Genomic DNA, 25,225 nt, shown 5'->3' on the forward strand with positions numbered 1-25,225 from the left:
GCCGTGGACACCTCGCGCAGCGGGAGCGAAAAATTCCTGCCGAGATTCCAGCACGTGGGTGGTAATCGCGGCATCGGATGGCGGCGTTCGATGATGCGCCGGAGTACATGCATGAGACCTCTCGTCGTTCTATCCGCGGCGGCAGCCGCCATGGTCCATGGTTCGAGCGCCTCCGCGCTCACCGTCTGGACGACCAGCGACCCCGCCGTCCTCGCGAGCACGATGCAAAGCAGCGGCAGCGCGATCACCGTCACGTCCGCGACCTACAGCGGCGAATACCATGCGGTCGCGACCTACGAAGAAGGCCCGCTCGGCATTGCAAACGGCATCCTGCTCACGACGGGCCAGGCCCAGCTCGCGCTGCCCCCGAACGACGGCGGAAACACGGGCGCGAGCAACGGCCTCGCCGGCGACCCGCTCTGCGACGCGCTGATCCCGGGCTTCAAGAGCTTCGACGCGACCAAGCTGACGATCATGTTCGACCTCGCGCCGGGCTTCGACGGCATTTCGTTCCAATCGATCTTCGGCTCCGAGGAGTACCCGGAGTACGTCGGGTCGATGTACAACGACGTCTATGCCGTCTACCTCGACGGCAATCAGGTCGTTTTCGACGACGAGGGAAACCCCATCACCATCAATGGCCCGTTCTTCTCGTCGGGAGCCGTCGTCGTCGCGCCCGCGACCGAGACCGAATACGACGGCTCGACGGGCCTCCTGACGACGCGCGCCCCGCTCGCCGGCGGAACGACGGGCCACGTGCTGGAGATCGTCATCTGCGACGCGGGGGATCAGGTCCTCGACAGCGGCGTCTTCATCGCCGGCCTGAATGGCTGCGTCGGCAGCGACTGCAGCGGCACGGTGCCGTGCCACCTGATCGACGACGACGGCGACGGCGCGAGCTCGTGCGACGATTGCGACGACACGAACGCCGACGTGCATCCGGGCGCCGCCGAGGCGTGCAACGAGGTGGACGACGACTGCGACGGCGACGTCGACGAGGGCGCCGTTTGCTGCGGGGACGACGACGGCGACGGGGTCTGCTGGGGAGACGACGCCTGCCCCGGCACCGTATTGCCAGAGTCGGTCCCGACGGTGAAGCTCGGGGTGAACCGCTGGGCCGATACGGACGGCGATCGCGTGTTCGAGACGACGTCACCGAGCGGCGCCGGCCCCGGAAAGTCGTACACGATTGCGGAGACCGGCGGCTGTAGCTGCGCGCAGATCATCGAGGCGCTCGACCTCGGGGACGGTCACAAGAAATTCGGCTGTAGCATCAGCGCGATGGATACGTGGGTGAGCCTCGTGCACTGACGGGCAACGTGAGGGGTTTCTCGCGCGCTTGCGGTCGGAGCGGCCAGGAACCACGAGGATCCGCATGGACTTTCTCGATGACTCTCTGTTCCCCGAGAACCAGGAAAAGCTCGTCATCACCGTGGCGCCGTACGGGCCGGAGTGGGAGCCCTCCGATTATCCGGAGGACATCGCGGTGACGATGGAACAGCAGGTCCAGAAAGCCGTGGATTGCTACAACGCAGGCGCCACGGTGCTGCACGTGCACGCGCGCGAGCCGGACGGCAAGGGGTCCAAGCGCCTGTCGAGGTTCAACGAGCTCCTCGCGGGGCTGCGCGAAGCGGTGCCCGACATGATCCTGCAGGTCGGCGGCTCGATCTCCTTCTCTCCGGAGACCGAGGGGGAAAAGGCGAAATGGCTGAGCGACGATACACGCCACATGCTGGCCGAGCTCTCGCCGAAGCCCGATCAGGTCACGATCGCGATCAACACGTGCCAGATGAACATCGTCGAGCTGATGACCGAGGACGACTATGCCGGCTGCTCGTTCGCGCGGCCCGAGGTGTACAAGGCCTATCGAGAGATGACCGTGCCGGCCGGCCCGGCCTGGGTCGAGGAGCACCTCCGGCGGCTCTCGGCCGCCGGCATCCAGGCGCATTTCCAGCTCGCCAACGTCCCGCAGCTCGAGACGGTGGAGCGCCTCGTCCGCCGCGGCGCCTACACAGGGCCGCTCAACCTCACCTGGGTCGCCATCGGCGGCGGATTCGACGGGCCGAATCCCTACAACATGATGGAGTTCATCCACCGCGTGCCGAACGGCGCCTGCCTGACGCTCGAGACCGTCATGCGGAACGTGCTCCCCATCAATACGATGGCCATCGCGATGGGGCTGCACACCCGCTGCGGCATCGAGGACACGTTGTGGGGCCGCAAGGGGCAGCGCATGACCTCCGTGCAGCAAATCGAAAAGCTCGTCCGCATCGCGCGCGAGCTCGGCCGCGACGTGGCCACCGGCAAGGAGGCCCGCCGCATTTACAAGATCGGCGAGTTTTACAAGGACGCCGACGAGACCCTCGCGAAGCTCGGGTTTACGCCCAACCGCAAGGCGGGCGAGCGCGGGGTCCCGCGGCGCATGGCGGCCTAGCGAAGGCGAAGGGGGGCATTCCCATGGCCCACGCGGTTCGATTTCACGAGACCGGCGGCCCTTCGGTCCTGCGTTGGGAAGAGGTCGCCGTCGGCGACCCGGGTCCCGGCGAGGCGCGGGTCCGGCACGTCGCCGTCGGGCTCAACTTTGCCGATACCTACTTCCGCACGGGGCTTTATCCCGTGCCGCTCCCGAGCGGCATTGGCGTGGAGGCCGCCGGCGTGGTGGAGGCGGTCGGGGAAGGCGTCACGAACGTCGCGCCGGGCGACCGCGTGACGTATACCGGGTTTCTGGACACGCTCGGCGCGTACAGCACCGAGCGAACCCTGCCGGCGGCGCCATTGATTCGATTGCCCGAGGGCATCCGTCCCGAGACGGCCGCGGCCATGACCATGCGGGGCCTCACGGCGGCCTATCTCTTGCGTCGCATCTGGCCCCTCAGGGCGGGCGACGCCGTCCTCTTGCACGCGGCGGCGGGCGGCGTGGGCCTGATCGTATCGCAATGGGCGAAGCTCCTCGGCCTCACGGTGATCGGCACGGTGTCGACCGAAGCAAAAGCAGACATCGCCCACGCGCACGGCTGCGATCACGTCATCCAGTACGGCCGCGAGGACGTCGCCCGGCGCGTGCGCGAGCTGACGGGCGGGGCCGGCGTATCGGTCGTGTACGACAGCGTCGGAAAGGACACGTTCGCGAGCTCGCTCGATTCGCTGAAGCGGCGCGGGCTGCTCGTATGCATGGGCACGACCTCGGGCCCGGTGCCGCCGCTCGACGTCGCGAAGCTCGCGGTCAAGGGCTCCGTCTTCGTCACGCGCCCGGCGCTCGCCGATTACATTGCCGATCCCGCGGAGAAGGCCGAGCTCGCCGGAGAGCTGTTCGGCCACGTCGCCGCGGGGCGGATCCGGATCGAAATCAACCAGCGCTACCGATTGGAGGACGCGGCGCAGGCGCACCGCGATCTCGAATCACGCAAGACGACGGGCTCGTCGATCTTCGTCGTCTGAAAACGCCAAAGAATTCGACATGGAAACCTCAGCATCCTCCACGCCCTCCCCTGCCCGCGCGGCGACCGGCGGCTCCATCGAGGTCGCGCCCTCGACCTGCACCATCGGCGCCGAACTCAGCGGCGTGAGCCTCGCCGACGCCGCGCGTGACGACGCGCTTTTCGCGGAACTCCGGGCGCTTCTCCTGAAACACCGGGTCCTGTTCCTGCGCGACCAGGACATCACGCGCGCCGACCACGTCGCCTTCGCGAGGCGCTTCGGCGCGCTCGAAGACCATCCCGTCGCCGGCAGCGACCCCGACCATCCGGGGCTCGTCCGCATTTATAAGGATACGAACAGCCCGCCGGAGCATTACGAGAACGCCTATCACTGCGACTCGACCTGGCGAGAAACGCCGCCGATGGGCTGCGTCCTGCGCTGCGTCGAGACGCCGGCCGTCGGCGGTGACACCATCTGGGTGAACATGGTCGAGGCCTATCGCCGGCTGCCCGAGCCCATCAAGCAGCAGATCGCCGGGCTGCACGCCAGGCACAGCATCGAGGCGACCTTCGGCGCGGTCATGCCCATGGAGAAGCGCCACGCGCTCCGGGACCGCTTTCCGGATGCGGAGCACCCCGTGGTACGCACCCATCCGGAGACCGGCGAGAAGATCCTGTTCGTCAATGCGTTCACCACGCACTTCGTCAACTTCCACACGCCGGACAACGTGCGCTGCGGGCAGGACTTCGCACCCGGTGCGAGCCAGCTCCTCGGCTATCTGATCAGCCAGGCGCAGATCCCCGAATATCAGGTGCGGTTTCGGTGGAGGAAGAACAGCGTCGCGATCTGGGACAATCGCTGCACGCAGCATTACGCGGTCCAGGATTACTGGCCGGCGGTGCGGAAGATGGAGAGGGCGACGGTCGTCGGGGATCGGCCGGGGTGAGGAGGGCTCTGGGGGATCAGCTTGGCTCCGGCGACTCGCCCTCGGCCCGCACCTCGGCGACCTCCGCCCACAGGGCATCGATGTCGATCACGAGCCCGGCGCATCCCGGAACCGATTCAATCCGCCCGTCGGTCGACGTGACCTTGTGGATGTATTCGTTTTCCGGCCCGAGCTCGAGGATCTCGAACGATTGGAGCGCCGGATCGACGATCCAGTACCACTTCACGCCGAACGCCGCGTACTCCTTCAGCTTCTCCACGCGGTCGCGCCGCGCGTCCCGGGGCGTCGCCGAGACGACCTCGACCGCGATGCTCGGGGGCACGCGGATCGGCCCCTCCGCGGGCGGGCGACGCGCGCCGGCGAGGTACACCGTGAGGTCCGGCATGCGCCCCCGCGTGGCCGACACCGCGAACTTCCCTGCGGACCCGGCGACCCGCGCTCCATGCACGAGCGCCCCGGATCGAAGCAGGTGCGCAAGCCAAACGACGACGACCTCGTGGACGTACCCGGCGCTCTCCTCTTCGACGAGCTCGCCGTCGACGAGCTCCCCCGGCTCGTCCTCGGGCAGCGCAGCCCACTCGTCGAGCGTCATGCGCCAAGGGACGCGCGGTCGGCGTCGTGAGCGACGAAGCTCATGGGCGAAGTTTACCGAACGTGGATGGGTGTGTCGAGGCGAGCAGGAGATCGGTGAGGGGGGCGCGCGGGCTCTGCAAGATGGGGCGAGCGAGCCCCCCTCACGGTAGGCGTCAGGCGTCCACAGGCGGCAGGGGCTGCGTGGGGAGCGGATCCTGCGCGCCTTCGTCCTCGCTCTCGGTCGTGGCGGCGTCGACCTCGTCGACGGGCGGGAAGATGACGTCCTGAAGGGCACGATCCCGCGGGAACGCCGCGCGGACCTGGCCCATGATCCGGTCGACGGCGTCGTGGTGCGCGTCGCGCAGCGCGAGCTCGGCCTTGAATGCGTCGTCGTGCGCCGAGAGGGCAGCGAGGTGCTTGGCGACGGCGGCCTCGAAGCTCGCGAGCGCGTCCTTCAACTTCGGCAGCCACGCGGCGCGGTAGGCATCGATGCCGGCGACCTTCGACTTTTCGAGGCGCTCGACGAGGTCCTTCAGCGGCTTGACCTGTCGCTTTCCGACGGGCTTGAGGATCGGGGTCGAGCCTTTCGGAAAGACGCCCGCGCAAATGCGCCCACGCCTGCCGCCGTCCTCGATCTCGGCCGCGCGGAGCGCGGAGCGAATGACGCGCTCGACGCCGTATTCGGCGAAACGGAGGGCGGCGCGGGTCCGGAGGACGGGGACGCGCAGGGCGCGGCGGTTTTCGTGCTGGGCCGCGAGCGTGTCATTGAGGGTGCCGAGGTCGGAGGCCGCCGAGGTGGTCTCGGGAAACAAGGCGAGGCCCTCGACGAGCTCGATGCCATACTCGACACGAACGGGCGACGAGGCATTGCTGCGATACGCGCGCATGATCTCTTCCCTGGGCCCATGGCCCGGTATGGTGGGTTCTGCCAATCCCGCCGAGCACGTCGCGTCGGCGGGTGCCCGTTGAACGCCGGCGGGAACTTTCCATTCGAGGCAGAGCAGGAGTTCAACGTGGGAGGGCCGCGAGGGGGTCGCAACGCGGCGAGGGGCCCGGGAGAACGTTGCGCGAGGGGGTCGCAACGTGGCGAGGGGCCCGGGAGAACGTTGCGCGAGGGGGTCGCAACGTGGCGACGGGGGCGCGAGAACGTTGCACGAGGAGGTCGCAACGTGGAGTGGGGCGCGCGTCGACGTGGCGCGAGGGGGTCGCCGCTTGGCGAGGGATTCGGGAAAACGTTGCGCGAGGGGGTCGCAACGTGGCGACGGGGCCGCGAGAACGTTGCACGAGGGAGTCGACGCGTGGCGAGGGGGAAGGAACCCGAGCGAACGGGTGGCCCCGGGCGAACAGCCCCTCTACGCCTTCTTCCGCCGCCGCAGGAGCCCTTCCTGGGCCGTGGACGCGACGAGCCGCCCATCCCGCGAAAAGACGCTGCCCCGCACGAGCCCACGCGCCCCCGACGCCGACGGGCTGTGGATCACGTGCAAGAGCCAATCATCCATGCGGAAGGGCCGGTGAAACCACATCACGTGATCGATGCTGGCGACCTGCATCGAGTAATCGAACCACGTGACGCCGTGGGGGCGCAGCGCGGTGGTGACGAAGGAGTGGTCCGACGCATAGGCGAGCAAGTACCGGTGCAGCGCCGGATCGTCGGGGAGGGGCCCGGCGGCGCGCATCCAGACGGCCTCGTGGGGCTCCTTCTTTTCGGGATGAAAGGGATCGATCGGGCTCACGTGGCGAATCTCGATCGGCTGCTCGGCGACGGCGCGGGTGCGGAAGGGCTCGGGGATCTTGTGCGCCAGGCGGCTCCAGAATTCGCGCTGGCTCGAGAGCCCGTCCGGGCCGGGGACGTTCTCCATACCATCCGCGTGATCCAATCCCTCCTCCTCGACCTGGAAAGAGGCGGACATGTTGAAGATGGGCTGGCCATTCTGGATGGCCACCACGCGGCGGGTCGTGAAGCTCTGCCCGTCGCGGATGCGGTCGACGTCATAAACGATGGGCTTACGCGCGTCGCCGGGGCGGAGGAAATACGCGTGGAGCGAATGGACCTGGCGCTCGGCAGGCACGGTCTGCGCGGCGGCGGAGAGCGCCTGGCCGAGGACCTGTCCGCCAAAGACCTGACCCCAGCCGAGATCCTGGCTCTGGCCCCGGAACAGGTTGGTCTCGATCCTCTCCAGCGAAAGCAGCTCGATCAGCTCGGTCAGGACGCGCGTCATGGTGCTGTGCGTCATAGTGGACGCCCTGCCCGGCCGGCAAGAGAGCGGGCCTCCAGGATGCGGAAAAGTTCGGGCGCGTTTGCGTGGCAGTCCTTACACGCCCCCGCGGCAGCCGGTGGTGCCATTGACCGCCGTGCGGTGCGTCCTGTAAAACGACGAAGCGATGAGCGACAACCCGCACGACGCGCTCTTCCAGTTCACGTTTTCCAGCGTGGAGCATGCGGCGGCCGTGCTGCGAAGTGCGCTGCCGGCCGAGGTCGCCGAGAGGATCGACTGGTCGACCCTCGCGCCCATGCCGGGCTCGTTCGTGGACGCGAAGCTCGACGGCAGGCGCTCGGATCTCCTGTTCGCCGCGACGCTCGCGGGGCACCCTTCCCTGCTCTACCTGCTCTTCGAGCACCAGAGCTACGGGGACGAACTCTTGCTGCTGCGGCTCCTCGAGTACATGACGAGGATCTGGCGGGCATACCTCCAGGACCATCCGAAGGCGAAGCGGCTACCGATCATCCTCCCGGTGGTGCTGCACCACAGCGAGCGTGGATGGCGCGCGGCGACGAAGCTCGACCAGCTCCTCGCCGGGGACGACACGTTGCTCGCCGTCGTGGGGCGTTTCGTGCCGCGGTACGAGATTGTCCTGGACGACATCAGCGAGCTCGACGGCGAGGCCCTGCGGAAGCGCGCGATCACGGCGCTCGGGAAGTTCGTCCTGTACCTCTTCCGCTACGCCCGCACGCCGAAAGAGCTTTTCGAGGGCATGTCGCGGTGGAGGGAAGTGATCATCGAGGTGACCGAGGCGCCCCGCGGGGGAGATGCGATCTCGGCTGTCTTGATGTATCTTCAAACCATCAGCCGGAAGAGCGAAGAAGAGGTCATCATGGCGATCCAGGATTCTACGGATGAGAGTTTTGCCGACCAGACCGCACGGATGAAGAAGTTTCTCGATGCGATGGGCCTCCTACAGGGACTCGCCGCCCTCGTACGCCAGTTCGAGCGTCGCCTCGGTCGCGCCCTCTCGGCCGAAGAGCGGGGCAAGCTCGCGAATCGGCTGCGGGACGAGGGGCCCGAGAAGGTCGGGGATGTGATCCTCGACCTGGAAAAAGCAGAGCTCGCGGCCTGGCTGAACGGCTCCGGCTAATCGATCCCCAGCGGGACGCCGCTCGTGCCGAACACCTTCGTACTGCCGATCCGGTCCACGTAAATCGCGAGGTCTTCCCCCATCGCCCACCGGAGCCGCAGGAACGGCCATGCATAGGCCCGGATCACGTGGCGCACCACGCTCGCGCCGGCGCCGATCGCCGAAAGGCCCGCGAGCGCCTTGTCGATCGTATCGCCGAAATCGTGGCCGTGAAAATCGGGACGAATCGTGCGCTCGCCGCCGCGATATGCCGAGCCGGCCACGCGCCCCGTGAGGTCGTGGCAGCGCAGCTCCTCCGGTAACGGCTGCTGGAACTGGATGTCCTGCTCCATGCGGCTCTCCAGCCCGAACAACGTCGGCACCGCCGTGACGTGCGTCGGCATGTAGGCCTCGGTCAAGAAGGCCGGCGCGTCCGTGTAATAACGGAGCCGCACCCGGTTCGACTTCGTCGTGCCGCCGCACGTCGGGCACGGGATGTATCCATTGGCGCACGAGCAGGGTGACAGGAAGAGCATGCCCTTGCCGCCGCAGACGCGGCAGGGCCGTTTGCCCGGCATCGCCGCGCACGCCGTGCACGGGCCGCCGCCGAGGTCCGCGTCGAGCCGCACATGGTGGTGCACCTCGAGGTCATCTGGCAGCGCAGGCTCGCCGCGCTCGAGCGTCGCAGGCGCGATCTCCACGTCCTCCGCCCAGCTCGTGCGCCGGATCAACGCCGCGTGAACCACCAGCATCGCGAGCCGCTCCACCGAGACCGGCTCCCCGGCCGGCAACGACAACTGCGCGCGCGCTGTTTCGAGTGTCGGGAAATACGAGGCCAGCGAGGACATGTCCCGGAGGAAGCCAGCCTTGTCGCGCGCCGTCAAGGGAAGAGCCTTCCACGACCCCGCGCCTCTGTTACCATGCGCCCCGAAAGGGCGTTTCGGGTGTGATGATGGCAACGTTCGGGCTCGGCAGGATCGTCCTCTACGCGGGGAATCCCGAAGCCGTGAGCGCCTTTTATGCGCGCGCCGCGGGTCTGTCGTTCGATCGGGTGGAGGGGACGCGGCGCTACGAGTCGATGAGCACGGGCGGGACGTCGCTCGTCATCGACCTCGCGCTCGAACCGCTCTCGCGAGGACGCAGGGAGTGCGCGCTGTCCTTGCGCGTGCCGAACCTCGAAGCCGTCGCGACGGGCCTGCGCGAGGACGGCATCGACGTGGGGCCGATCCTCGAAAGGCCCTCCGGCCTCTTCGCGTCGCTCAAGGACCCGGACGGGCGTGACGTCGAGCTCTGGGAGCCACGCGCCAAACCCGTGAGCGTGGCGCCGCCGCCGCTCGTGGACAAACCCGCCCGCATCGCGACGCCGCCGCTCCCGCCCCCGCCGGTGCCGCTGCCCCCGGATCTGCCGGCGCTCATCGACAAACCCGCGATCGTCGAGCCGCCCGCCGTCGTCGAGCCGCCCGCCATCGTCGACAAGCCGCCGGTGCGGCTCGAGATGCATTCGGCGCTCGACCTCGAAAAGGAGCTGGACAAACCCGCGGCGGAGGCGCCCGCAGAAGGGGCGACGAAGGCCGCGGAGGAGGGTGCCACGTCCGAAAAGCGCGGGACCGAGCCGCCGCCGCCCCCGCCGATGATGGGCGCGCCGGGGCCCATGCTCACCGCGGCGCGGCCGGCGAAGGTGTCGGTGCAAGGCGGCACGAAGATCTCGCTCTACGGCGCGAATTTCGCCGACGGCTGCCGCGTGCTCGTCGACGGCGACGATTGTACGAAGCCGAAACGAAGCGACGATTTCACCTTGGAGATCGAGGCGCCCCCGCACGCGCCCGGAACGGTCGACGTCGTCGTGGAAAACCCCGACGGGCAACGCTCCGTCATCCAGATCGTCTACGACGAGGGCCCGGCGATCGAGCGCTTCTCCCCGCTCGAAGGCTCGCCGCGCGGCGGCACGGAGGTCGTCGTCGAGGGCCGCAACTTCGAGGACGGCTGCCGCGTCACGTTCTTCGGCAACCGCGCGCCCGAGGTCATCTTCGAGAGCGCCTCGCGCATCCGGTTCGTCACGCCGCCGCAGGAGCAGCTCTTCCACGGCGAGCTGCGCGTGACGAACCCCGACGGCCTCTCCGCGCTCGCGGCCGACCTCTTCACGTATCGCCTCGCGACGCCGCACGCGCGCGAGGTCTCGCCCGCGTCGGGCCTCGTGGGCGGCTCGAAGCGCGTCGTCGTGACGGGCGTCGACTTCCATCCGCAATGCGTGGCGCGCCTCGGCGGCAAGCAGGCCTCCGTGACGTTCCGCAGCGCCGAATCGCTGGAGCTCGTGACCCCGCGGGCAAACGAGCCGGGGCTCGTGGACCTCGAAATTGAAAACCCCGACGGGCAAATCACGAAGCTCGAAGGCGCATTCACGTACGAGGCCGAGCCGACGCCGCCGCTGCTCGTCGAGGTGCGGCCGGACCGCGGCTATTGCGCGGGCGGGCAGACGATCCGGCTCGTCGGCGACAATTTCGAGGCGGATACGGTGGTGCGCATCGGCGAGGTGCGGGCCATCTCGCGGACGCGGTCGCGGCACGAGATCGAGGTGGAGCTGCCGCAACGGACGCAGCCGGGCCTCGTGTCGATCGAGCTCGTCGATCGGCACGGCGTCGTCGTGCGCCGCGAGGATGCATTCACGTACGAGTCGCGGCCGGCGCCGCGCGTGGACAGCGTCACGCCGCGCAATGGTCCCATGGTCGGCGGCACGCGGATCGTCCTCGAAGGCGATTTCTTCGACGAGCACGTGTTCGTGCGGATCGGCGGGCAGGCGCCGAAACGCGCCGTGGTCCGCTCGGCGACGACGATCGAGCTCGTGGCGCCGCCGTCACGCGCGTCGGGGTTCGTCGACGTCGAGGTCGGCCGCGGCGATGCGGGCACGACCGTCGTGAAGAATGCATTTCGTTACGACCCCTCGCCCGCCCCCGCGATCGACTCCGTCGCGCCCAACAAAGGCTCGGTCGAGGGCGGCACCGAGGTGAGCATCGAAGGCAAGAACTTCGTCGCGGAGTCTGCCGTGCTCTTCGGCGGCAAGCCTGCGCAACGTGTCAAGTTCGTCTCGGCCTCGACGCTCGAAGTCAAGACGCCGCCGGGCAAAAATGGCGACATGGTCGACGTGGTCGTGCGTAATCCCGACGGCAAAGAAGCCATCACCAAGCGCGCGTTCCTGTACGACGCGCGTTACCGTTCCTGACGTCTCGGCCTCGCGGCTCTATGAGGAGAACCGTGCGAACGTTCTTGGTGGTCACGCTCTTCGGGTTTTTCTCGGCGCTCGGCGCGGCCTGCATCCCCGAGGGCTCGACGACCCTCGATTGCCCGGAGGGAGGCGGCTGCGAGCAGAGCTGCGCGACGAACGAGGATTGCACGTTCACCTGCGAGACGGGCAAGTGTGATCAGACCTGCTCGGACACGCACGATTGCAGCATGGACTGCAACGCCGGCGGCTGCGCGCAGCTCTGCTCGGGCAGTCAGTGCGTGATGACGTGCGACGTCGAGTCGTGCACCCAGGGCTGCGACAGCCACGTCTGCGGCGAGCGGTGCAGCGCGGGCGGGTGTACACAAAAATGCGACAACGACGAGACCTGCGCGCTCGATTGCAGCTTCGGCTGCCCGCAGACGTGCACGAGCCCGTCCTGCGGGCTCGTCTGCGCCACGAGCCAGTGTGATCAGTCCTGCAAGGCGGGCCTCTGCGACGCCTCGTGCGAAGGCGATTGCCTGCAAAACTGCGAGGGCGATACCTGCCGGCTCGAATGCGGGGAGAGCGGCCATTGCACGCAAGCCTGCACGAAGCAGAGCGGCGGCACCTGCAACCAGGCCTGCGCGGGCGGGAGCTGCACGCAGGAGTGTACCCAGCCGACCTGCGTGCTCGACTGCGCCGGCGGCAATTGCAACCAGAAATGCCTCCAGGGCACGTGCGACCTCCACTGCGGCGGCGGCGGGTGCATCGTGGAATGCATGACCACGTGCGTGGTCGATTGCCCCGCCGGCGGCTGCCAGGTGACGTGCCCGGGCGGCACGCCGCCGATCAACTGCCCCGGAGGGACGCTGTCCTGCGGGGCGAATTGCCCGTGAGCCGGCTCAAGGCGCCTTCGTAATCGCCCACTCCTTCACGATCGCGATCTTGTCCGCCGGCAGCTTCTTCTCGTAGTTCGGCGGCGGCATCGATCGCTCCTCGGCCACGCGCGCGACCACACGATCGACGAGGCCGAGCGCGACGTCGTAGTTCTCGAAATCGATCTTCGGCGCGCCGCGCGTGCCCGAACCATGGCAATCGGCGCAATACTCGCGCATGATGGGCCTCACGTCCGTGAGGAACGAGAGCGGCGTGCCGAGCGCGAGCTTGCGCGTCGTTTTCCCCTCGCCCGCATACACGTCGCCGATCTTGTCGACGGCGAGCGAGCGTGGCGCCTCCGCCGGCCCGAGCGTCGCCACGACCTCCGGCACCTCGCCCGCGCGCACGCGGAGCACCCAGCTCCCCGCGAGCGCGTAGAGCCGCTGCTTGCTCGCGTCGAGCGCGAACGCGTCGATCCCGACCGCGGACGCGCCTTCCGCGGCGAGCGGGTAAAGCGAATACTCGCCGCTCGGCGAGCGCTCGACGAGCCCCGCGTCGGACGCGAAATACACGAGCGAGCCGTCCTCGCACGCGAGGCTCCCGCACGCCATGGCCCGGACGAACCCCACGTCGAAGACGAGCGGATACGCTTTGCCGCTCGCCTTGTCGATCTCGTAGACGCGATCGCCGTACGCGAGATAGACGCGCTCCTTCTGCGTGAGAACGGCCGTGGGCGCGCCCTCCTCGCCCTCCACGGTCCACGTCACGAGCGCCCCGCCGCCGAGCTCGTATGCACCTGTTTCGCCACGAATCGCGAGGTGCGTCTCGGCCGTCCCGTCGCCGTCGTCGTCGGCCACGCGCGCGCGCATCGCCTGAATGCCGAGCGGCGTGAGCTCCGCGGCGCCGAGCGATTGCTGGAGCACGCCGCCGGGCGTGAAGAATACGCCGGCCTCGGCCGCGACGAGCACGCCGCTTTCATAACCGACCATCGCGCGCACGGCGCCGGTCTCGCTCGGGAGATCGGGCGCGTCGCCGACGATCGGCAGGAGCGTCGCGCCCGATGCCGCGAGCTCGTAAACACCTGTCGTCGTGCCCACGGTGACGAGCGCGCCCTGGCTGCCCATCGCGGTCGAGTATCCCTCGATCGTGAACGTGGCGGTCTCGGGTTCGGCGTTTGGCGTCGCGGGCGCGCCGTGCACGACGGCGAGCACGGGGGGGCCTTCGGTCCCTCCGCCGCTCGGGCCGGCATTCGTGGGGGGCGCCTCGCTGCAAGCCGCCGTTGTGATCACGGCGAGCATCGCACCGAGGCTCGATAGGAGCCAACGCGGCATTCTTCGATGGGACTGTAGATGGAGGGAGTCGAGCACGGCCTGGCAGGATAACAAATTTCGTCCGTGCTCCCAAGAGATGTTGACGAAACGTTATGGCTCGGTTCCACTGGAAGATGGTCCGCTCCCGCCCGCGGTGCCTCCCCCTTCCGACCCCGAGCTGTAACATGAAAAGCAAACGACGCTGGCAAGCGCTCTGCTTCGCCCTCCTCGCGGCTGCGCCCTCGGTGGCGCTCGCCGAAGATGGAGAGCAATGTTTTTTACACCGGGAGTTGCCTGTCGAACGGCAGCTCCGACGCCTTTCGATCGATCTGCGTGGGACCGTGCCCGACGTCGCCGAGTACGACGCGGTCGCGGGGCTCTCCGAGCTGCCCGATGCGCTGATCGACGAGTACCTCGCGAGTGACGCATTTCGCATCCAGATGCGTCGTTATCACGAGAGCCTGCTCTGGACGAACCCGAACATCGCTCTCGCCGACGTGACGTTTTCGCTGAACACCGTCAACTACGACGGGAGCCCGGTCTACTATGTCCCCGGCCAGGGCAAGAGCGCGCTCTACCGCGGCGGCGATGGCACGCACACCTGCCAGAACAAGCCCCAGGACGCTCTCGGTTACGATCCCGTGACGGGAATGCCAAATACGGAAGTCATGGGGACCGACGGCGTGGGCACGTGGTCCGCCGATGGCTGGGTCGAGGTGCATCCGTTCTGGGAGGCCGACCCGGCGAAAAAGGTGAAGGTCTGCGCGTTCGACGCTCAGACGACGGAGACGTACACCCTGCCGCCCGGGGATCCGGACGCGGGGACGCATTCGTGTGATCACTTGATGGCCACGGGCAAGGCGAAGACCTGCGGTTGCGGGCCGGAGCTCAGCTATTGCATGCCGGCCGGCATCGTGCAGCCGATCGTGCTCGCGGCGCTGCGCGAGCAGGTGCTCCGTCTCGTCGACGAGCACACGGACGGCACGCAGCCGTACTCCGGGCTGCTCACGACGAGGCGCGTGCATTACAATGGCCCGCTCGCTCATTACTTCCGCTACCACGCGCAGCGGCAGACGCTCTCGCGCACCCAGAACGAGCACCAGCCCTCGGACGGCCCGCTGCCCGAGCTCGCGTTCACGGACGTCGATACCTGGGTCGCCGTGGAGCGCGAGGCGCCGCATGCCGGCCTCATCACCCTGCCCGCGTTCCTGCTCCGCTTCCAGACGAACCGCGGCCGGGCGAATCGCTATCGAATCGCGTTCCTCGGGCAATACTTCCAGCCGCCGAGCACGAAGGACACGAACTGCGCGAAGGAAGGCGACGACCTCACGCAGCGCTGCGTCTGCCGGAGCTGCCACGTGACGCTGGAGCCGCTCGCCGCGCACTTCGGCCAATTCACGGAGGCCGGCAGCATGTCCCTGCACGATTTTGCCCGCGAATACCCCACCCGCAAGGCCTGCGCCCAGGGCCTCGCGCCGCAGAGCGCGGCGTGGTGCGACCGCTATTACGTACCGGTCTCGGACGAGACGGACCCCGATCTCCGGACGTACAAGCTGAAGGCGCTTCAATATGCCGACGACGAGCACCCGGAGCTCGCGCCGAATTTCGAGGCGGGCCCGGCCGCGCTCGTGAAGGCCGACCTCGAGAGCGGTCGTTTCCACGAGGTGGCCATCGAGCACCTCTTCTCGTACCTCATGAAACGCGAGCCGAACCTCGATCCGACGACGAGTGATTACGAGGGCGACGCGCTCGCCAAGATCGCCGCGGACTTCCGCGTCCACGACGACATTCGTCAGGCGGTCCGGGATCTCATCAATCTGCCCGCCTACCGGAGGATGCCATGAGCGCGTCTCGCCTCAGTTCCCTCTGCGCGCTCGCCGCGCTCGCCGCGGCCGCGTGCACGAAAGAAGCGCCGTCCGCCGGCACGACCGATCCGCAGGAGCCCTGGGAGGCGCCCGCGGTCGCCGCGAACGGTGATAGCGAAAATGCCCCCGCGGACCTCGGCGGCGGCGCGCTGCCCGGCCCTTCGCGTGGCGTGCGGCGCATGCGCATCGACACGCTCCAGGCCGCCATGAGCAAGGTCGCCGGAAATGACGTTTACGGCGCTCCGATCCTCTGGAAGGTGAACACCAGGGACGGGTTCAGCGACCTCGCATTCGGCAAGGCGCTCGGCCGGCCCGATTATCAAACGTCGACCGAGGAGAGCACGGTCTCGAACGCGCTCTACCTCAAGTTCGTCGGGGACGCGGCGCGCGACATCTGCATGCAGATGGCCAAGAACGACATGAAGCGCTCGGACGCTTCGCGCGCGCTCTTCCCGAAGGCGCCCGCGGACGGGACGGCGACGGACGCCCAGGTGACCGAGAACCTGCAATACCTCGTGCTCCGCTTCCTCGGCCTGCGCGTGGCGGCGGACGATTCGATGGTCACGAACCTGCGCGCGGTCTACGACGCGGGCGTGGCGAGCGTCTCGTCGCCGAACGGCGGCGAAATCACGGCGGCGGCCGAGGGATGGCGGGGCGTGTGCGTCACGCTCTTCGAGTCTCCCCTTTTCCACAACGATTGAGGAGGAACACGCCATGAGCCAAAAAGGCCAGATTTCACGACGCACGCTCCTCGGCGCGCTCGGCGCCGCGAGCGGCGCGCTCCTCCTCGACGGCCTGCTCGGCCTGCGCCACGCGCGCGCGGACAACGTCGATCCGGACAGCGCTCCGCTCCTCGTGATGTGCGAGTTCTCGGGCGGCTGGGACACGCTGTATTGCCTCGACCCGCGCAACCACCACGAGTACGGCGAGCCCGCGGGCGGCATTTACACGGGCTTCGACATGGTGACCGATGGCCCGACGAAAAAGGTCATCGAGGACGATACCGGCGGCACGGGCCTCGTGAAGCCGGTGGGTTCGAGCGTGGCTTACGGGCCGACGATGGCGAAGCTCGCCACGAACCATTACAAGGATCTCTGCGTCGTGCGTGGCATGAGCATGGGCACGCTGACGCACGAGGTCGGGCGGCGGTATTTCCTCACGGGCAAATTCCCGCGGGGCCTCGCCGCGAGCGGCAGCTCCCTGGAGACGTGGTGGGCGGCGGCCTCGGGTATGCTCGAGCATCACGAGATTCCGAACCTCGTCGCGGGCGGCGCGGAGACGTACAACGAGGGGCTCTCGCCGCTCGCGAGTGGCCTCTCGGTGCCGAGCTACAACGAGATGCTCCAGGTGCTCCGGCCGCTCAATGCGTCGCTCTCGCTCGACGGAAAGGTGGAGCAGGCCGCCTCCAAGTTCCACCACGACGACTATTGCTTGCACCAGCAGCTCGACGCCCGGGGCGGGCAGGTCTCGACGCACCTCTCGGCGTGGCGCTCGGCGCAGACGCTCGCGAACGGCGGGCTCTGGAAGCATTTCGACTTCAAGCCGAATCCGCCCGCCACGAGCCAGCTCGCGAAGTTCTACGAGACGTTCGGCGTGAACCCGACGAACCCGGGGGCGACGCTCGCGGGCCAGCCGAAGGGTCAGGCGGCGCTCGCGGCGCAGGCGCTCGTGAATGGCATCTCGCAGGTCGTGCTCCTCAGGCTCGTCAACGTCACGGACGCCCATTTCGATGACGATTGGCCCTCGAACCACCCGGCGCGGCAGCGGGCGGGCTTCGACGCGGTGAGTGATCTCATCACGTACCTGAAGAACACGCTCGATAACAATGGCAAGCCCTACTGGGACCGGACGACGCTGCTCTGCTTCTCGGAGTTCGCGCGCACGCCCCGGATCAACCCGCAGGGCGGCCGCGATCACCACCTCGCGTCGGCCTGCCTCGTCGCGGGCAAGGGCATTCGAGGCAACATGGCGATCGGCGCGACGAAGGACACGAACTACGACGTGCGCCCGATCAACCTCGACACCGGCGCGCCGGACGACGAGATGGGCATGGTCGTAAAACCGTCGGACGTGCACGCGACCATCCTCACGGCCGCGGGTTTGCCCTACGATCACATCTCGAATCAGGATCCGAAGCTCATCAAGGCGATGCTGAAGAACGCCTGATGGCCTGACGCCGAGAGAAGGGCCTCGCCCGGCGGACGAACCGGGCGAGGTCTTTTTCTTTTCAGATGGGATCGAGCACGAGCGTCGGCGTCGAGAGGAACGGCAGGCCGCTGCCGAGCTGCCCGTAATACGCCGCGCCCCAGCACGAGAGCACGCCGTCCTGCGCGATGCCGCAGGTATGCTCGTTGCCGAGGGAGAGCACCTTCCACGGGCCAACGCTCGGGATCTTTTGCGGCGCATTGAAGCTCGACAGGTTGCCGAGGGCGAGCTGGCCGAAGGAGCCGACGCCCCAGCAATAGAGGTCGCCGTTTTTCCTCGTCGCGCAGGTGGTCAAGCCCTGGCCGAGGAAGGGCCGCGCCCAGTCGGTCGCACTGCCGACCTGCGTGGGGGTCGTGATCGGCGTGACGGCATTGCCGAGGCCGATCTCGCCGTTGTTGTTGCGGCCCCAGCACCAGAGCGTGCCGTCGAGGCGCACGCCGCAGGTGTGGTTCGCGCCCGCGTCGATCGCCGCGTACGTCCCCGGGACGGCTTTCGGCACGTTCACGGGGGAGACCGTGTCGCCCTGCCCGAGGTGGCCGAGGTTGTTCAGGCCCCAGCAAAACACGTTGCCGCCCTCGCGGAGGCCGCAGGTGAAATCGCCGCTCGCCACGACGTCGAGCCAATCGGCGGGCTCCGCCGGGGCGATTTGCTTCGGATCGGGCCGGGTCGTCGTCGAGGCGTCGCCGAGCTGGCCGCTCGCATTGCGGCCCCAGCACCAGAGGGTCTTGTCCTGCCTGACGGCGCAGGTGTGGTTGTACCCCGCCGCAATCTCGACCCAGGGCGAATCATTGCCGACGGTGAGGTTCACGGCGGTCGGTACGTTCTGGTTCGTCACGACGGACCCATTGCCGAGCTCGCCGTTTCCGTCGAAGCCCCAGCAATACGGGACGTCCGGGCCGCCGCCGTCGCTCGCGATGCCGCAGGTGTGCGTGCGGCCGAGCGTGATGCGCTTCCAGACCTTGCCCGCGCCGATCTCCACGGGCGTGACGCGCGTGCGCGTCGTGCCATCGCCGAGGTGACCGTAGACGTTGCGGCCCCAGCAGAAGAGCTTTCCGCCGGTGCGAATGGCGCAGCCGTTGTCGAGCTGCGTGTCGACCCGCTCCCAATCCGTATCGGCGGAGAGGGGCGTGGCCTCGGTCCGGTCCGCGGAAAAACCCGCCCCGAGGGCGCCGCGGCTCGCCGAGCCCCAGCAGAGCAGATCGCCGGTTTGCCGGACGCCGCAGGCGAAACGCAGGCCGCTGGAGAACGAGACCCAGTCGCTGATGTTGGCGACGGGGAGCGGCGTCAACGTGGGCCCCTCATTGTCCGGCTGGCCGGTTTGTCCAACGCTGCCATCACCCCAGCAATGGAGCTCGCCGCTCTTCTTCTGGGCGCAGCCGGCGAGATCGCCGACGTCCAGGTTCGCGGACCAATCCGTGGCCATGTCCGCAGCCTTCGGCGTGAGGACGGTCGCGACCAGACCATCGCCGACCTGCCCCAAGGAATTCGTGCCCCAGCAATGGCGCGTCCCGTCGGTCTTCGTGGCGCAGGTGAACGCATTGCCCGTCGACACGCTCGCCCAGTCGGTGGCGGCCGTGAACTCCTGTGTGGGCACGAGCCGCTGCCCGGCGTTCGTGCCGTCGCCGAGCTGGCGGGCATTGTTGAATCCCCAGCAATGAAGCGTCCCGTTCGCCTTGACGCCGCAAGTGAACTCGGTCCCTGCCGAGACCATCGACCACGGGCCCGCGTCGATGAGCACAGGCGAGAGCGCGTTCGTCGTGGTGTTATCGCCGATCTGGCCGCGGTTGTTCTGGCCCCAGCAATAAAGCGCGCCGCCCGTGCGAATGCCGCACGCATGTGTCGAGCCGGCGCTCAGGGCGATCCAGTCCTCGTAGCCGCCCGCGCCGATGGCGGGCGTCGATTGCGCGACGCCGAGGCCGTCGCCGATCTGGCCGACGTTCCCCGAGCCGAAGCACGAGATGCGCTTGTTCTCGTCGAGCGCGCAGGTGAACGTGCCGCCCGCGCTCACGGAGACCCAGTTCGACGCGCCGCCTACGGGCACGGGGCGCAGGAAGATTTGGTCCGACGTGCCGGTGCCGACCTGCCCGCTCGTGTTGAGGCCCCAGCAATGGAGCGTCTTGTCGGTGCGGATCGCGCAGGCGTGGTATTGACCCGCCGAGACGGCCTTGTACTTCGCGTCGCAGGTCTTGCCGTCGCCCGAGAAACCCGCGGGGCACGCGCATTCGAACGCGCCCGGCGTGTTCGAGCACGTCGCGTTCGTGTCGCAGTCGTGGAGGAGCGTCGTGCATTCGTCGACGTCCACGCACGTCTTGCCGTCGCCCTCGTACCCAGGCTTGCAGGTGCAGGTGAAATAACCGGGCGTGTCGACGCACTCGGCGTCGGCCGCGCAATCGTCGAGGCCGAGCGCGCATTCGTCGACCGCAAACGGGTCGCCGCCCGCACCGCCGCTGCCGCCGCTGCCGCCTGGGCCGCCGCTTCCGCCTGCGCCGCCGTTTCCGCCTCCGCCGCTCCCGCCTGCGGCTCCGCCGCCGCCCCCGCACGCCGCGGCGGCGAGCGAAACGAGGACGAACCACGCCCGAGCCCTTGCGCCTCGCAACATCAAAACCGATCTCCTTCAGCTCGACTCAATAGGACGCCGCGATGGGGACGGGCGCGAACGCGAGCCCGTCGCCGCGCGCATTTTGACCGATTTCCCCCGACCCCCAGCACGCGAGATTGCCGGCCTGCGTGACGCCGCAGCCATGGCTGAAGCCGAGGGTCGCCGCGACGAACGCCCCGGAGAGCGCGGTCGGCACCTTGCGCTGGCCCGTGTCCCCGAGCCCGAGCTGACCGACGTTGTTCGCGCCCCAGCATTGCAATCCGCCGCCGACCTTGCCCGCGCACGTCGAGGCGTTCGCCGCGATGACGAAGGCCCAATCCGTGGCCGATCCGATCTGCACGGGGGACGGCCGGTCGACGTTCGTGTTGTCGCCGATCTGGTTGTTCGCGTTCCGGCCCCAGCACCAGAGCGTGCCGTCCTTTTTGATAGCGCAGGTGTGGTTGACGCCGGCCGCCACGGGCCCCTTCCAGTCGTCGCCGAGCGAATAGGGCGCGGTCTTGCCGGCCGCCGGCGTTCCATTGCCGACCTGGCCTTCCACGTTCCGGCCCCAGCAATACAGCGTGCCCGTGGCCCGGGCCGCGCAGGTGTGGAATTGACCGGCCGCGACGCTCACCCAATCGGTGGGCGGGGCCTGGCCGGCGACGAGCTCGAGCTGGATCAAGTTGCCGAGGGTCGGGTTTTTCAGGCCAATCTGCCCCTCGTTCGTGCGCCCCCAGCACCAGAGCGTCCCGTTCGTGGCGATGGCGCAGTTGTGCTCCTCGCCCGCCGCGATCTCCTTCCACTGGAGAGATTCGTAGGGCTTGCCCGTCTTCAGGATCTCGGCGAACGTCGTCGCCGGGGTATTCGTCCCCCGGCCGAGCTGGCCCTGCACGTTGCGGCCCGAGCAGGCGAGCTTGCCCGTGGCCGTGATCATGCACGTGTGCTGGCGGCCGAGGGCCACCTTCGCGGCGGCCTCGAAATCGATCTTGGCCGGCGCGGAGCGGGTCTTGTTGTCGCCGAGGCCGAGCTGGCCGCTCTCGTTGTTGCCCCAGCATTGAAGCTCGCCGGCCCCGTTCAGGGCGCAACCCGTCTCGCCATACGAAACGACGTTCGTGTAGGTCGTCTCCGCGCCGATGTTGGCGATCACGGGCCACATGCTCATCGCGCCGTCGCCGAGCTGTCCGAAGATACGCGAGCCCCAGGTGAGCACGCGGCCGTCGGAGGTGACGCCGCCGCTGTGCACCACGCCGACCGCGAAATCGAGCCATTTCGTCCCCGGCGCGACGTCGATCGGCGCGGTCACCCAGCCCGGCGCGTCGCCCGCGATCTGCGCGGCCTGGTTCCGGCCCCAGCAATGAAGGGCGCTCTGATCATCGAGCGCGCAGATGTGATAAGCATTGGCGCGCACCCGCTTCCAGGTCTTGCCCGCGCCGATCGCCACCGGCGCCGCCGTCGCCGGCCCGAGCGGCGTCCCGAGTTGCCCCTCGTTCCCGCGGCCCCAGCAATAAAGCCGCCCGTCCTTCTTCACGGCGCACGTGGTGAAGCCGATCGACGCCGTCGCCCAATCGGCGTCCGCCGCCATCGGCGCCGTCTCCACGAGGAACGGCGCGGTCACGGAGCCGCCGCCGACCTTCGAGACCTGCAGCTCGTTGTTTTGCCCCCAGCAATAAAGCCGCCCGTCCTGCTTCGTCGCGCACGTCGTGTCGCGGCCGGCGAAGACCTCTTTCCAGTCCTTGTCCGGCGTCGCCGCGAGCGGATCGACACTCACGGGCGAGAGCTCGAGCTTGTTGTCGAGGTTGCCGATGCCGAGCTGCCCTGCCTGGTTGCGGCCGAAGCAGAAGAGCCCGCCGTCGCTCTCCACGGCGCAGCTATGGTTGTCGCCCGCGGCGACGCTCGAGAACGTGCGTTCGAGGGAGAGCCACGCCGGGAGCGTCTGGTTGTCGGTGTACCCGAGCCCGAGCTGGCCAAAATTGTTCGTGCCCCAGCACCAGAGCGTGCCGGTTTTCTTGATCCCGCAGGTATGGGCCGAGCCCGCGACGACCCGAAGCCAGTTGTCCGCCGCGCCGGCCTGCACGGGCGCCGATTGGTTCGTGCCGAGGCCATTGCCGAGCCGGCCGCCGCCGCCGGCGCCGAAGCAGAAGATCGAGTTGTCCATGCGGCGCGCGCAGGTGTGATACGCCGCCGCGGTGATCTCGACGAACCGCTCCTCGCAGCCGGTCTTCGGATCCCCCACGGTGCCCGGCGGGCAAGCGCAGGTGAACGAACCCACGGTATTCGTGCAGGCGGCGGTCGGATGGCAATCGTCGAGCTGCTCGGTGCACTCGTCGAGATCCATGCAATCGCCGCCGTCGTCCACGAAACCCTGGTCGCAAACACACGCGCCGCTCGCGTCGCAGCTCGCATTTTCGCCACAGGGCCCGCACGTCGCGCCGCCCGCGCCGCCTTGCCCTCCGGCACCGCCGGAGCCGCCCGCGCCGCCCGTCGACGACGAGCCGCCGCCCGCGCCGCCCGCACCGGAGCCGCCGGCGCCCGAAGGCGTTTCTTCCGCGCCCCCGCCGGAGCACCCGGCGAGGACGATCGTGATCCACAGGAAAGGAAAGAAAGAACGCGGGCTTCGATGCATCTCGGGTATTTTCGGATGCTACGAAGCAAGCGTGACGACTGTCAACCCTCGATTCCGTGAAATTCTCACTTCACGATGGTTGCGCAGCCGACGAGGACGTCGATCTCGGCTTTGGTGTCCTTGGCGACCTGCGTGCACGTCGCGTCGCAGAAGATGATCTGCTTCGGCGCCCCGGGGACGTCGTAGTACCAGGCGAGCCCCGCTGCGGGGCAATCGGCCGCCGATTTCACCTGCGGGATGACGACCGAGATCCCCGACTCCGGCGTGTACTCGACGTTGATCGCGTTGTAATCGATGTCGTCACCGGGCGGCGGCTGCGGAATGAGGTACGAGCACGAGAGCGCGGCGCCGCGAATCTCGTTCATCGCCTGGAGGAACTCCTCGGTCGCATTCTGGCTCCCGTCGACGATGATCGCCGACCCCGTCCCGCCGGCCGCGGCGACGCTGTTCAGGCTCGCGATGTCGCCGACGCCGATGACGAAGGTCTTGATGCTGGGCACGCCGTTGAATGCATTCGCCGCGGCGTCGACGGAGCTGATGGCGGCCGTGCAGCCGGTCGGCTCCCCGTCCGTCGCGAGCACGACGACCGTCGTGTGCGTGGGGTTCAAGGTCGCCCATTGCTTGGCATAATCGACCGCGCCCTGGAGCGCCGGCCCGGTCGGCGTGCTGCTCCCGGACGGGGAATGGGAGTTGAGCGAGTTGATGATCGTCGTCCCGACCGCCGGCAACGGGGCGATCGGCACGTCGGGCACGGCGTAGTCGGAGGGGTTGCACGAATCGCCGCCGGCGGTCGAGCAGGTCTTGATGGGGAAGCCGGGCGTGGGCGCGGCGCAGGGGCCGCAAGCGGCCGGCCCGCAATCGGCGTCCGTATTGCAGAATGGGATGAGGGGACAGACGACCCCGCTCGACTGCGGGAAATACTGGATACCGACGCCGATCCCCGCGGCGGCAGGCTGCTCGACGAACGCCTTGAGGGCCGCCTTCGTCGAGGTCCACTTCGAGTTATCGGCCATCGAGGAGGACTGGTCGAACATGATGTACATGTCGAGCGGCACCTGCTGGGCCTTGTTTTTCGTGGCCGCGCAGCTATCACCGCCGCCCGCGCCTGCGTTGCCGCTGCCGCCGGCCCCGGCCGGGATGAAGCCGCCGCCGTCGCCGCCCTGGCCCCCGGGGTTGCCCGCGCCCGCGCCGGAGCCATTCGGGCCGCTCGAATTGCCGAATTCAGTGTTGTCACCCGACGCCGAGCAAGCCGCGATCCACGCGCCGGACAGCGCCGCCGCGCAAACGACCCTCGAGATACCCGAAGAAAACCACCCGTTCCGCATGCCTCTGCCCTCCGAGCCGCGGATCGGAACAGCCGAGCGGGCATGGCGTCAAGCCCGGTGAACGGGACGACGTCACAAAATCGACGCGGTTCCGGAGCGGGTTCGTCAATGTCGTCGAAAATGTCCGCGGCGAGCACCCGGACCGCCTCCGAGGGCGAGCCACGGCGCACCGCTGGCGCGGCGCGTCGCTCCGCCGGCGAGGCGCGTAGAAGACTTGGCCCTCGCCTCGCGGCGAAGGTAGCTCCCCCCGATCATGGTGAACCTCGTCCCCGCCCCGGTGAGCGACCGCGCGCCGAAGGGCCCCCTGCTCGAAGGCCGCGGCCGCCCGTTCCAGAAAGCAGCCGCCCCCGGTCTTTCCAGGTTCACCCGCGACGCGGCGCAATCCCGGAATCGAAGCCTCGATATCAGCTCTTTCCAGGTTCCGGGCGCGACGGTCATCCATCCTCTGCCCGCTCGCCTCGAATGGCGTGCCCGTTGCCCCAGCGCGACCGGCGAGGCGATGATGGGTACACAGAGCACGTCCACGCACGGGAGCGGACGCAGGAGCCTGGTGGGGAATACCCTCGTCACGGTGGGCGCGCTGTCGAGCGCGTTCGGGGCGGTCGGTTGGCTCTCCGCCCTGCGTTCCCCCTCGATCCTGACGATCGCGCTCGGGTTTGTCCTGTATGGCCTCCTGCCGCTCGTGGTGGGCGTCGCCTTCGTGTGGCGCGGCCTCGGCGTGATCGAGGAGGCCGAGTCCACGCGGCGCGCGGACGTGGTGAGCCGCGCGGCGCTGCTCGACGCCCTGCGCGGCGGCGCGACGGCCCGCGAGGTCGCCACGAGGCTTTGCATGCCGAGCACGCACGACGCCGAGCGCGCGCTCGACGGGCTCGTGCGGGACGACCTCGCGAAGCTCGACGTCACGGACGACGGCGAGCTCGTCTACCGGCGTGATCCGGAGACGCTCCTGCTCCGCGACCGCGACGTGAACTGACC

19 protein-coding genes are annotated in these 25,225 nt (G+C 68.6%); 11 read left to right on the forward strand and 8 right to left on the reverse strand.

Annotated elements, in window-relative coordinates; translation table 11 throughout:
• Window positions 1-111 precede the first annotated feature (111 nt).
• From QHF84_RS15370 to QHF84_RS15385, 4 genes are all read left to right on the forward strand, one after another.
• Window positions 112-1,311: a choice-of-anchor L domain-containing protein gene (locus QHF84_RS15370; protein ID WP_281314046.1), complete on the forward strand. Its 1,200-nt coding sequence runs from the start codon at window positions 112-114 to the stop codon at window positions 1,309-1,311.
• Between the two features lie 64 nt (window positions 1,312-1,375).
• The gene (locus QHF84_RS15375) at window positions 1,376-2,434 is read left to right on the forward strand and encodes a 3-keto-5-aminohexanoate cleavage protein (RefSeq protein ID WP_281314047.1); all 1,059 of its coding nucleotides are present in this window, start codon (window positions 1,376-1,378) and stop codon (window positions 2,432-2,434) included.
• A gap of 23 nt (window positions 2,435-2,457) precedes the next feature.
• Complete coding sequence (locus tag QHF84_RS15380) at window positions 2,458-3,438, forward strand: quinone oxidoreductase (RefSeq protein ID WP_281314048.1); 981 nt, start codon at window positions 2,458-2,460, stop codon at window positions 3,436-3,438.
• 19 nt (window positions 3,439-3,457) lie between these two features.
• Window positions 3,458-4,363, forward strand: a complete 906-nt coding sequence (locus QHF84_RS15385) for a TauD/TfdA family dioxygenase (RefSeq protein ID WP_281314049.1) — start codon at window positions 3,458-3,460, stop codon at window positions 4,361-4,363.
• Window positions 4,364-4,379: 16 nt separating this feature from the next.
• Here QHF84_RS15385 and QHF84_RS15390 read toward each other — a convergent pair whose 3' ends face one another.
• From QHF84_RS15390 to tesB, 3 genes are all read right to left on the reverse strand, one after another.
• On the reverse strand, window positions 4,380-4,955 hold the full coding sequence (locus QHF84_RS15390; RefSeq protein ID WP_281314050.1) for a Uma2 family endonuclease: 576 nt from the start codon (window positions 4,953-4,955) through the stop codon (window positions 4,380-4,382).
• 154 nt (window positions 4,956-5,109) lie between these two features.
• The gene (locus QHF84_RS15395; protein ID WP_281314051.1) at window positions 5,110-5,823 is read right to left on the reverse strand and encodes a hypothetical protein; all 714 of its coding nucleotides are present in this window, start codon (window positions 5,821-5,823) and stop codon (window positions 5,110-5,112) included.
• Window positions 5,824-6,288: 465 nt separating this feature from the next.
• On the reverse strand, window positions 6,289-7,155 hold the full coding sequence (tesB, locus tag QHF84_RS15400; protein ID WP_281314052.1) for an acyl-CoA thioesterase II: 867 nt from the start codon (window positions 7,153-7,155) through the stop codon (window positions 6,289-6,291).
• A 163-nt stretch (window positions 7,156-7,318) separates the two neighbouring features.
• Here tesB and QHF84_RS15405 point away from each other — a divergent pair, with 163 nt between their 5' ends.
• Window positions 7,319-8,290 carry an Rpn family recombination-promoting nuclease/putative transposase gene (locus QHF84_RS15405; RefSeq protein ID WP_281314053.1) on the forward strand — a complete coding sequence of 324 codons (972 nt, stop codon included), beginning with the start codon at window positions 7,319-7,321 and terminating at the stop codon, window positions 8,288-8,290.
• Here QHF84_RS15405 and QHF84_RS15410 read toward each other — a convergent pair.
• Window positions 8,287-9,153, reverse strand: coding sequence for a hypothetical protein (locus QHF84_RS15410; protein ID WP_281314054.1), 867 nt, complete (start codon window positions 9,151-9,153; stop codon window positions 8,287-8,289). The genes QHF84_RS15405 and QHF84_RS15410 overlap by 4 nt on opposite strands.
• Before the next feature lie 65 nt (window positions 9,154-9,218).
• Between QHF84_RS15410 and QHF84_RS15415 the strand changes: the two genes are divergently transcribed.
• Together QHF84_RS15415 and QHF84_RS15420 are read left to right on the forward strand one after the other, a co-directional pair.
• A complete protein-coding gene (locus tag QHF84_RS15415; protein WP_281314055.1) occupies window positions 9,219-11,486 on the forward strand; it encodes an IPT/TIG domain-containing protein in 2,268 nt (755 codons plus the stop codon).
• A 32-nt stretch (window positions 11,487-11,518) separates the two neighbouring features.
• A complete protein-coding gene (locus tag QHF84_RS15420) occupies window positions 11,519-12,364 on the forward strand; it encodes a hypothetical protein (protein WP_281314056.1) in 846 nt (281 codons plus the stop codon).
• A gap of 6 nt (window positions 12,365-12,370) precedes the next feature.
• On the opposite strand, the gene QHF84_RS15425 is transcribed toward QHF84_RS15420, so the two are convergent.
• Complete coding sequence (locus tag QHF84_RS15425; protein WP_281314057.1) at window positions 12,371-13,675, reverse strand: hypothetical protein; 1,305 nt, start codon at window positions 13,673-13,675, stop codon at window positions 12,371-12,373.
• Window positions 13,676-13,839: 164 nt separating this feature from the next.
• Here QHF84_RS15425 and QHF84_RS15430 point away from each other — a divergent pair, with 164 nt between their 5' ends.
• The 3 genes from QHF84_RS15430 to QHF84_RS15440 are packed head-to-tail and all read left to right on the forward strand — an operon-like array spanning window position 13,840 to window position 17,685.
• Complete coding sequence (locus QHF84_RS15430) at window positions 13,840-15,498, forward strand: hypothetical protein (protein WP_281314058.1); 1,659 nt, start codon at window positions 13,840-13,842, stop codon at window positions 15,496-15,498.
• Window positions 15,495-16,220, forward strand: a complete 726-nt coding sequence (locus QHF84_RS15435) for a hypothetical protein (RefSeq protein WP_281314059.1) — start codon at window positions 15,495-15,497, stop codon at window positions 16,218-16,220. Before QHF84_RS15430 ends, QHF84_RS15435 begins: the two co-directional genes overlap by 4 nt.
• Window positions 16,221-16,233: 13 nt before the next feature.
• Window positions 16,234-17,685 carry a DUF1501 domain-containing protein gene (locus QHF84_RS15440; RefSeq protein WP_281314060.1) on the forward strand — a complete coding sequence of 484 codons (1,452 nt, stop codon included), beginning with the start codon at window positions 16,234-16,236 and terminating at the stop codon, window positions 17,683-17,685.
• Between the two features lie 61 nt (window positions 17,686-17,746).
• On the opposite strand, the gene QHF84_RS15445 is transcribed toward QHF84_RS15440, so the two are convergent.
• The 3 genes from QHF84_RS15445 to QHF84_RS15455 form a co-directional block, all read right to left on the reverse strand.
• Window positions 17,747-20,323 carry an EGF domain-containing protein gene (locus QHF84_RS15445; protein ID WP_281314061.1) on the reverse strand — a complete coding sequence of 859 codons (2,577 nt, stop codon included), beginning with the start codon at window positions 20,321-20,323 and terminating at the stop codon, window positions 17,747-17,749.
• 25 nt (window positions 20,324-20,348) lie between these two features.
• The gene (locus QHF84_RS15450; protein WP_281314062.1) at window positions 20,349-22,925 is read right to left on the reverse strand and encodes an EGF domain-containing protein; all 2,577 of its coding nucleotides are present in this window, start codon (window positions 22,923-22,925) and stop codon (window positions 20,349-20,351) included.
• 65 nt (window positions 22,926-22,990) lie between these two features.
• Window positions 22,991-24,250 (reverse strand): vWA domain-containing protein, encoded by a 1,260-nt coding sequence (locus QHF84_RS15455; RefSeq protein ID WP_281314063.1) that lies wholly within the window; start codon window positions 24,248-24,250, stop codon window positions 22,991-22,993.
• 253 nt (window positions 24,251-24,503) lie between these two features.
• Here QHF84_RS15455 and QHF84_RS15460 point away from each other — a divergent pair, with 253 nt between their 5' ends.
• Entirely contained in the window at window positions 24,504-25,223 is a 720-nt protein-coding gene (locus QHF84_RS15460; protein ID WP_281314064.1) for a hypothetical protein, read from the forward strand.
• Window positions 25,224-25,225: the final 2 nt, after the last annotated feature.

Source organism: Polyangium sp. y55x31, assembly GCF_029946505.1.
In the GTDB taxonomy this organism is placed as follows: Bacteria; Myxococcota_A; Polyangia; order Polyangiales; family Polyangiaceae; genus Polyangium.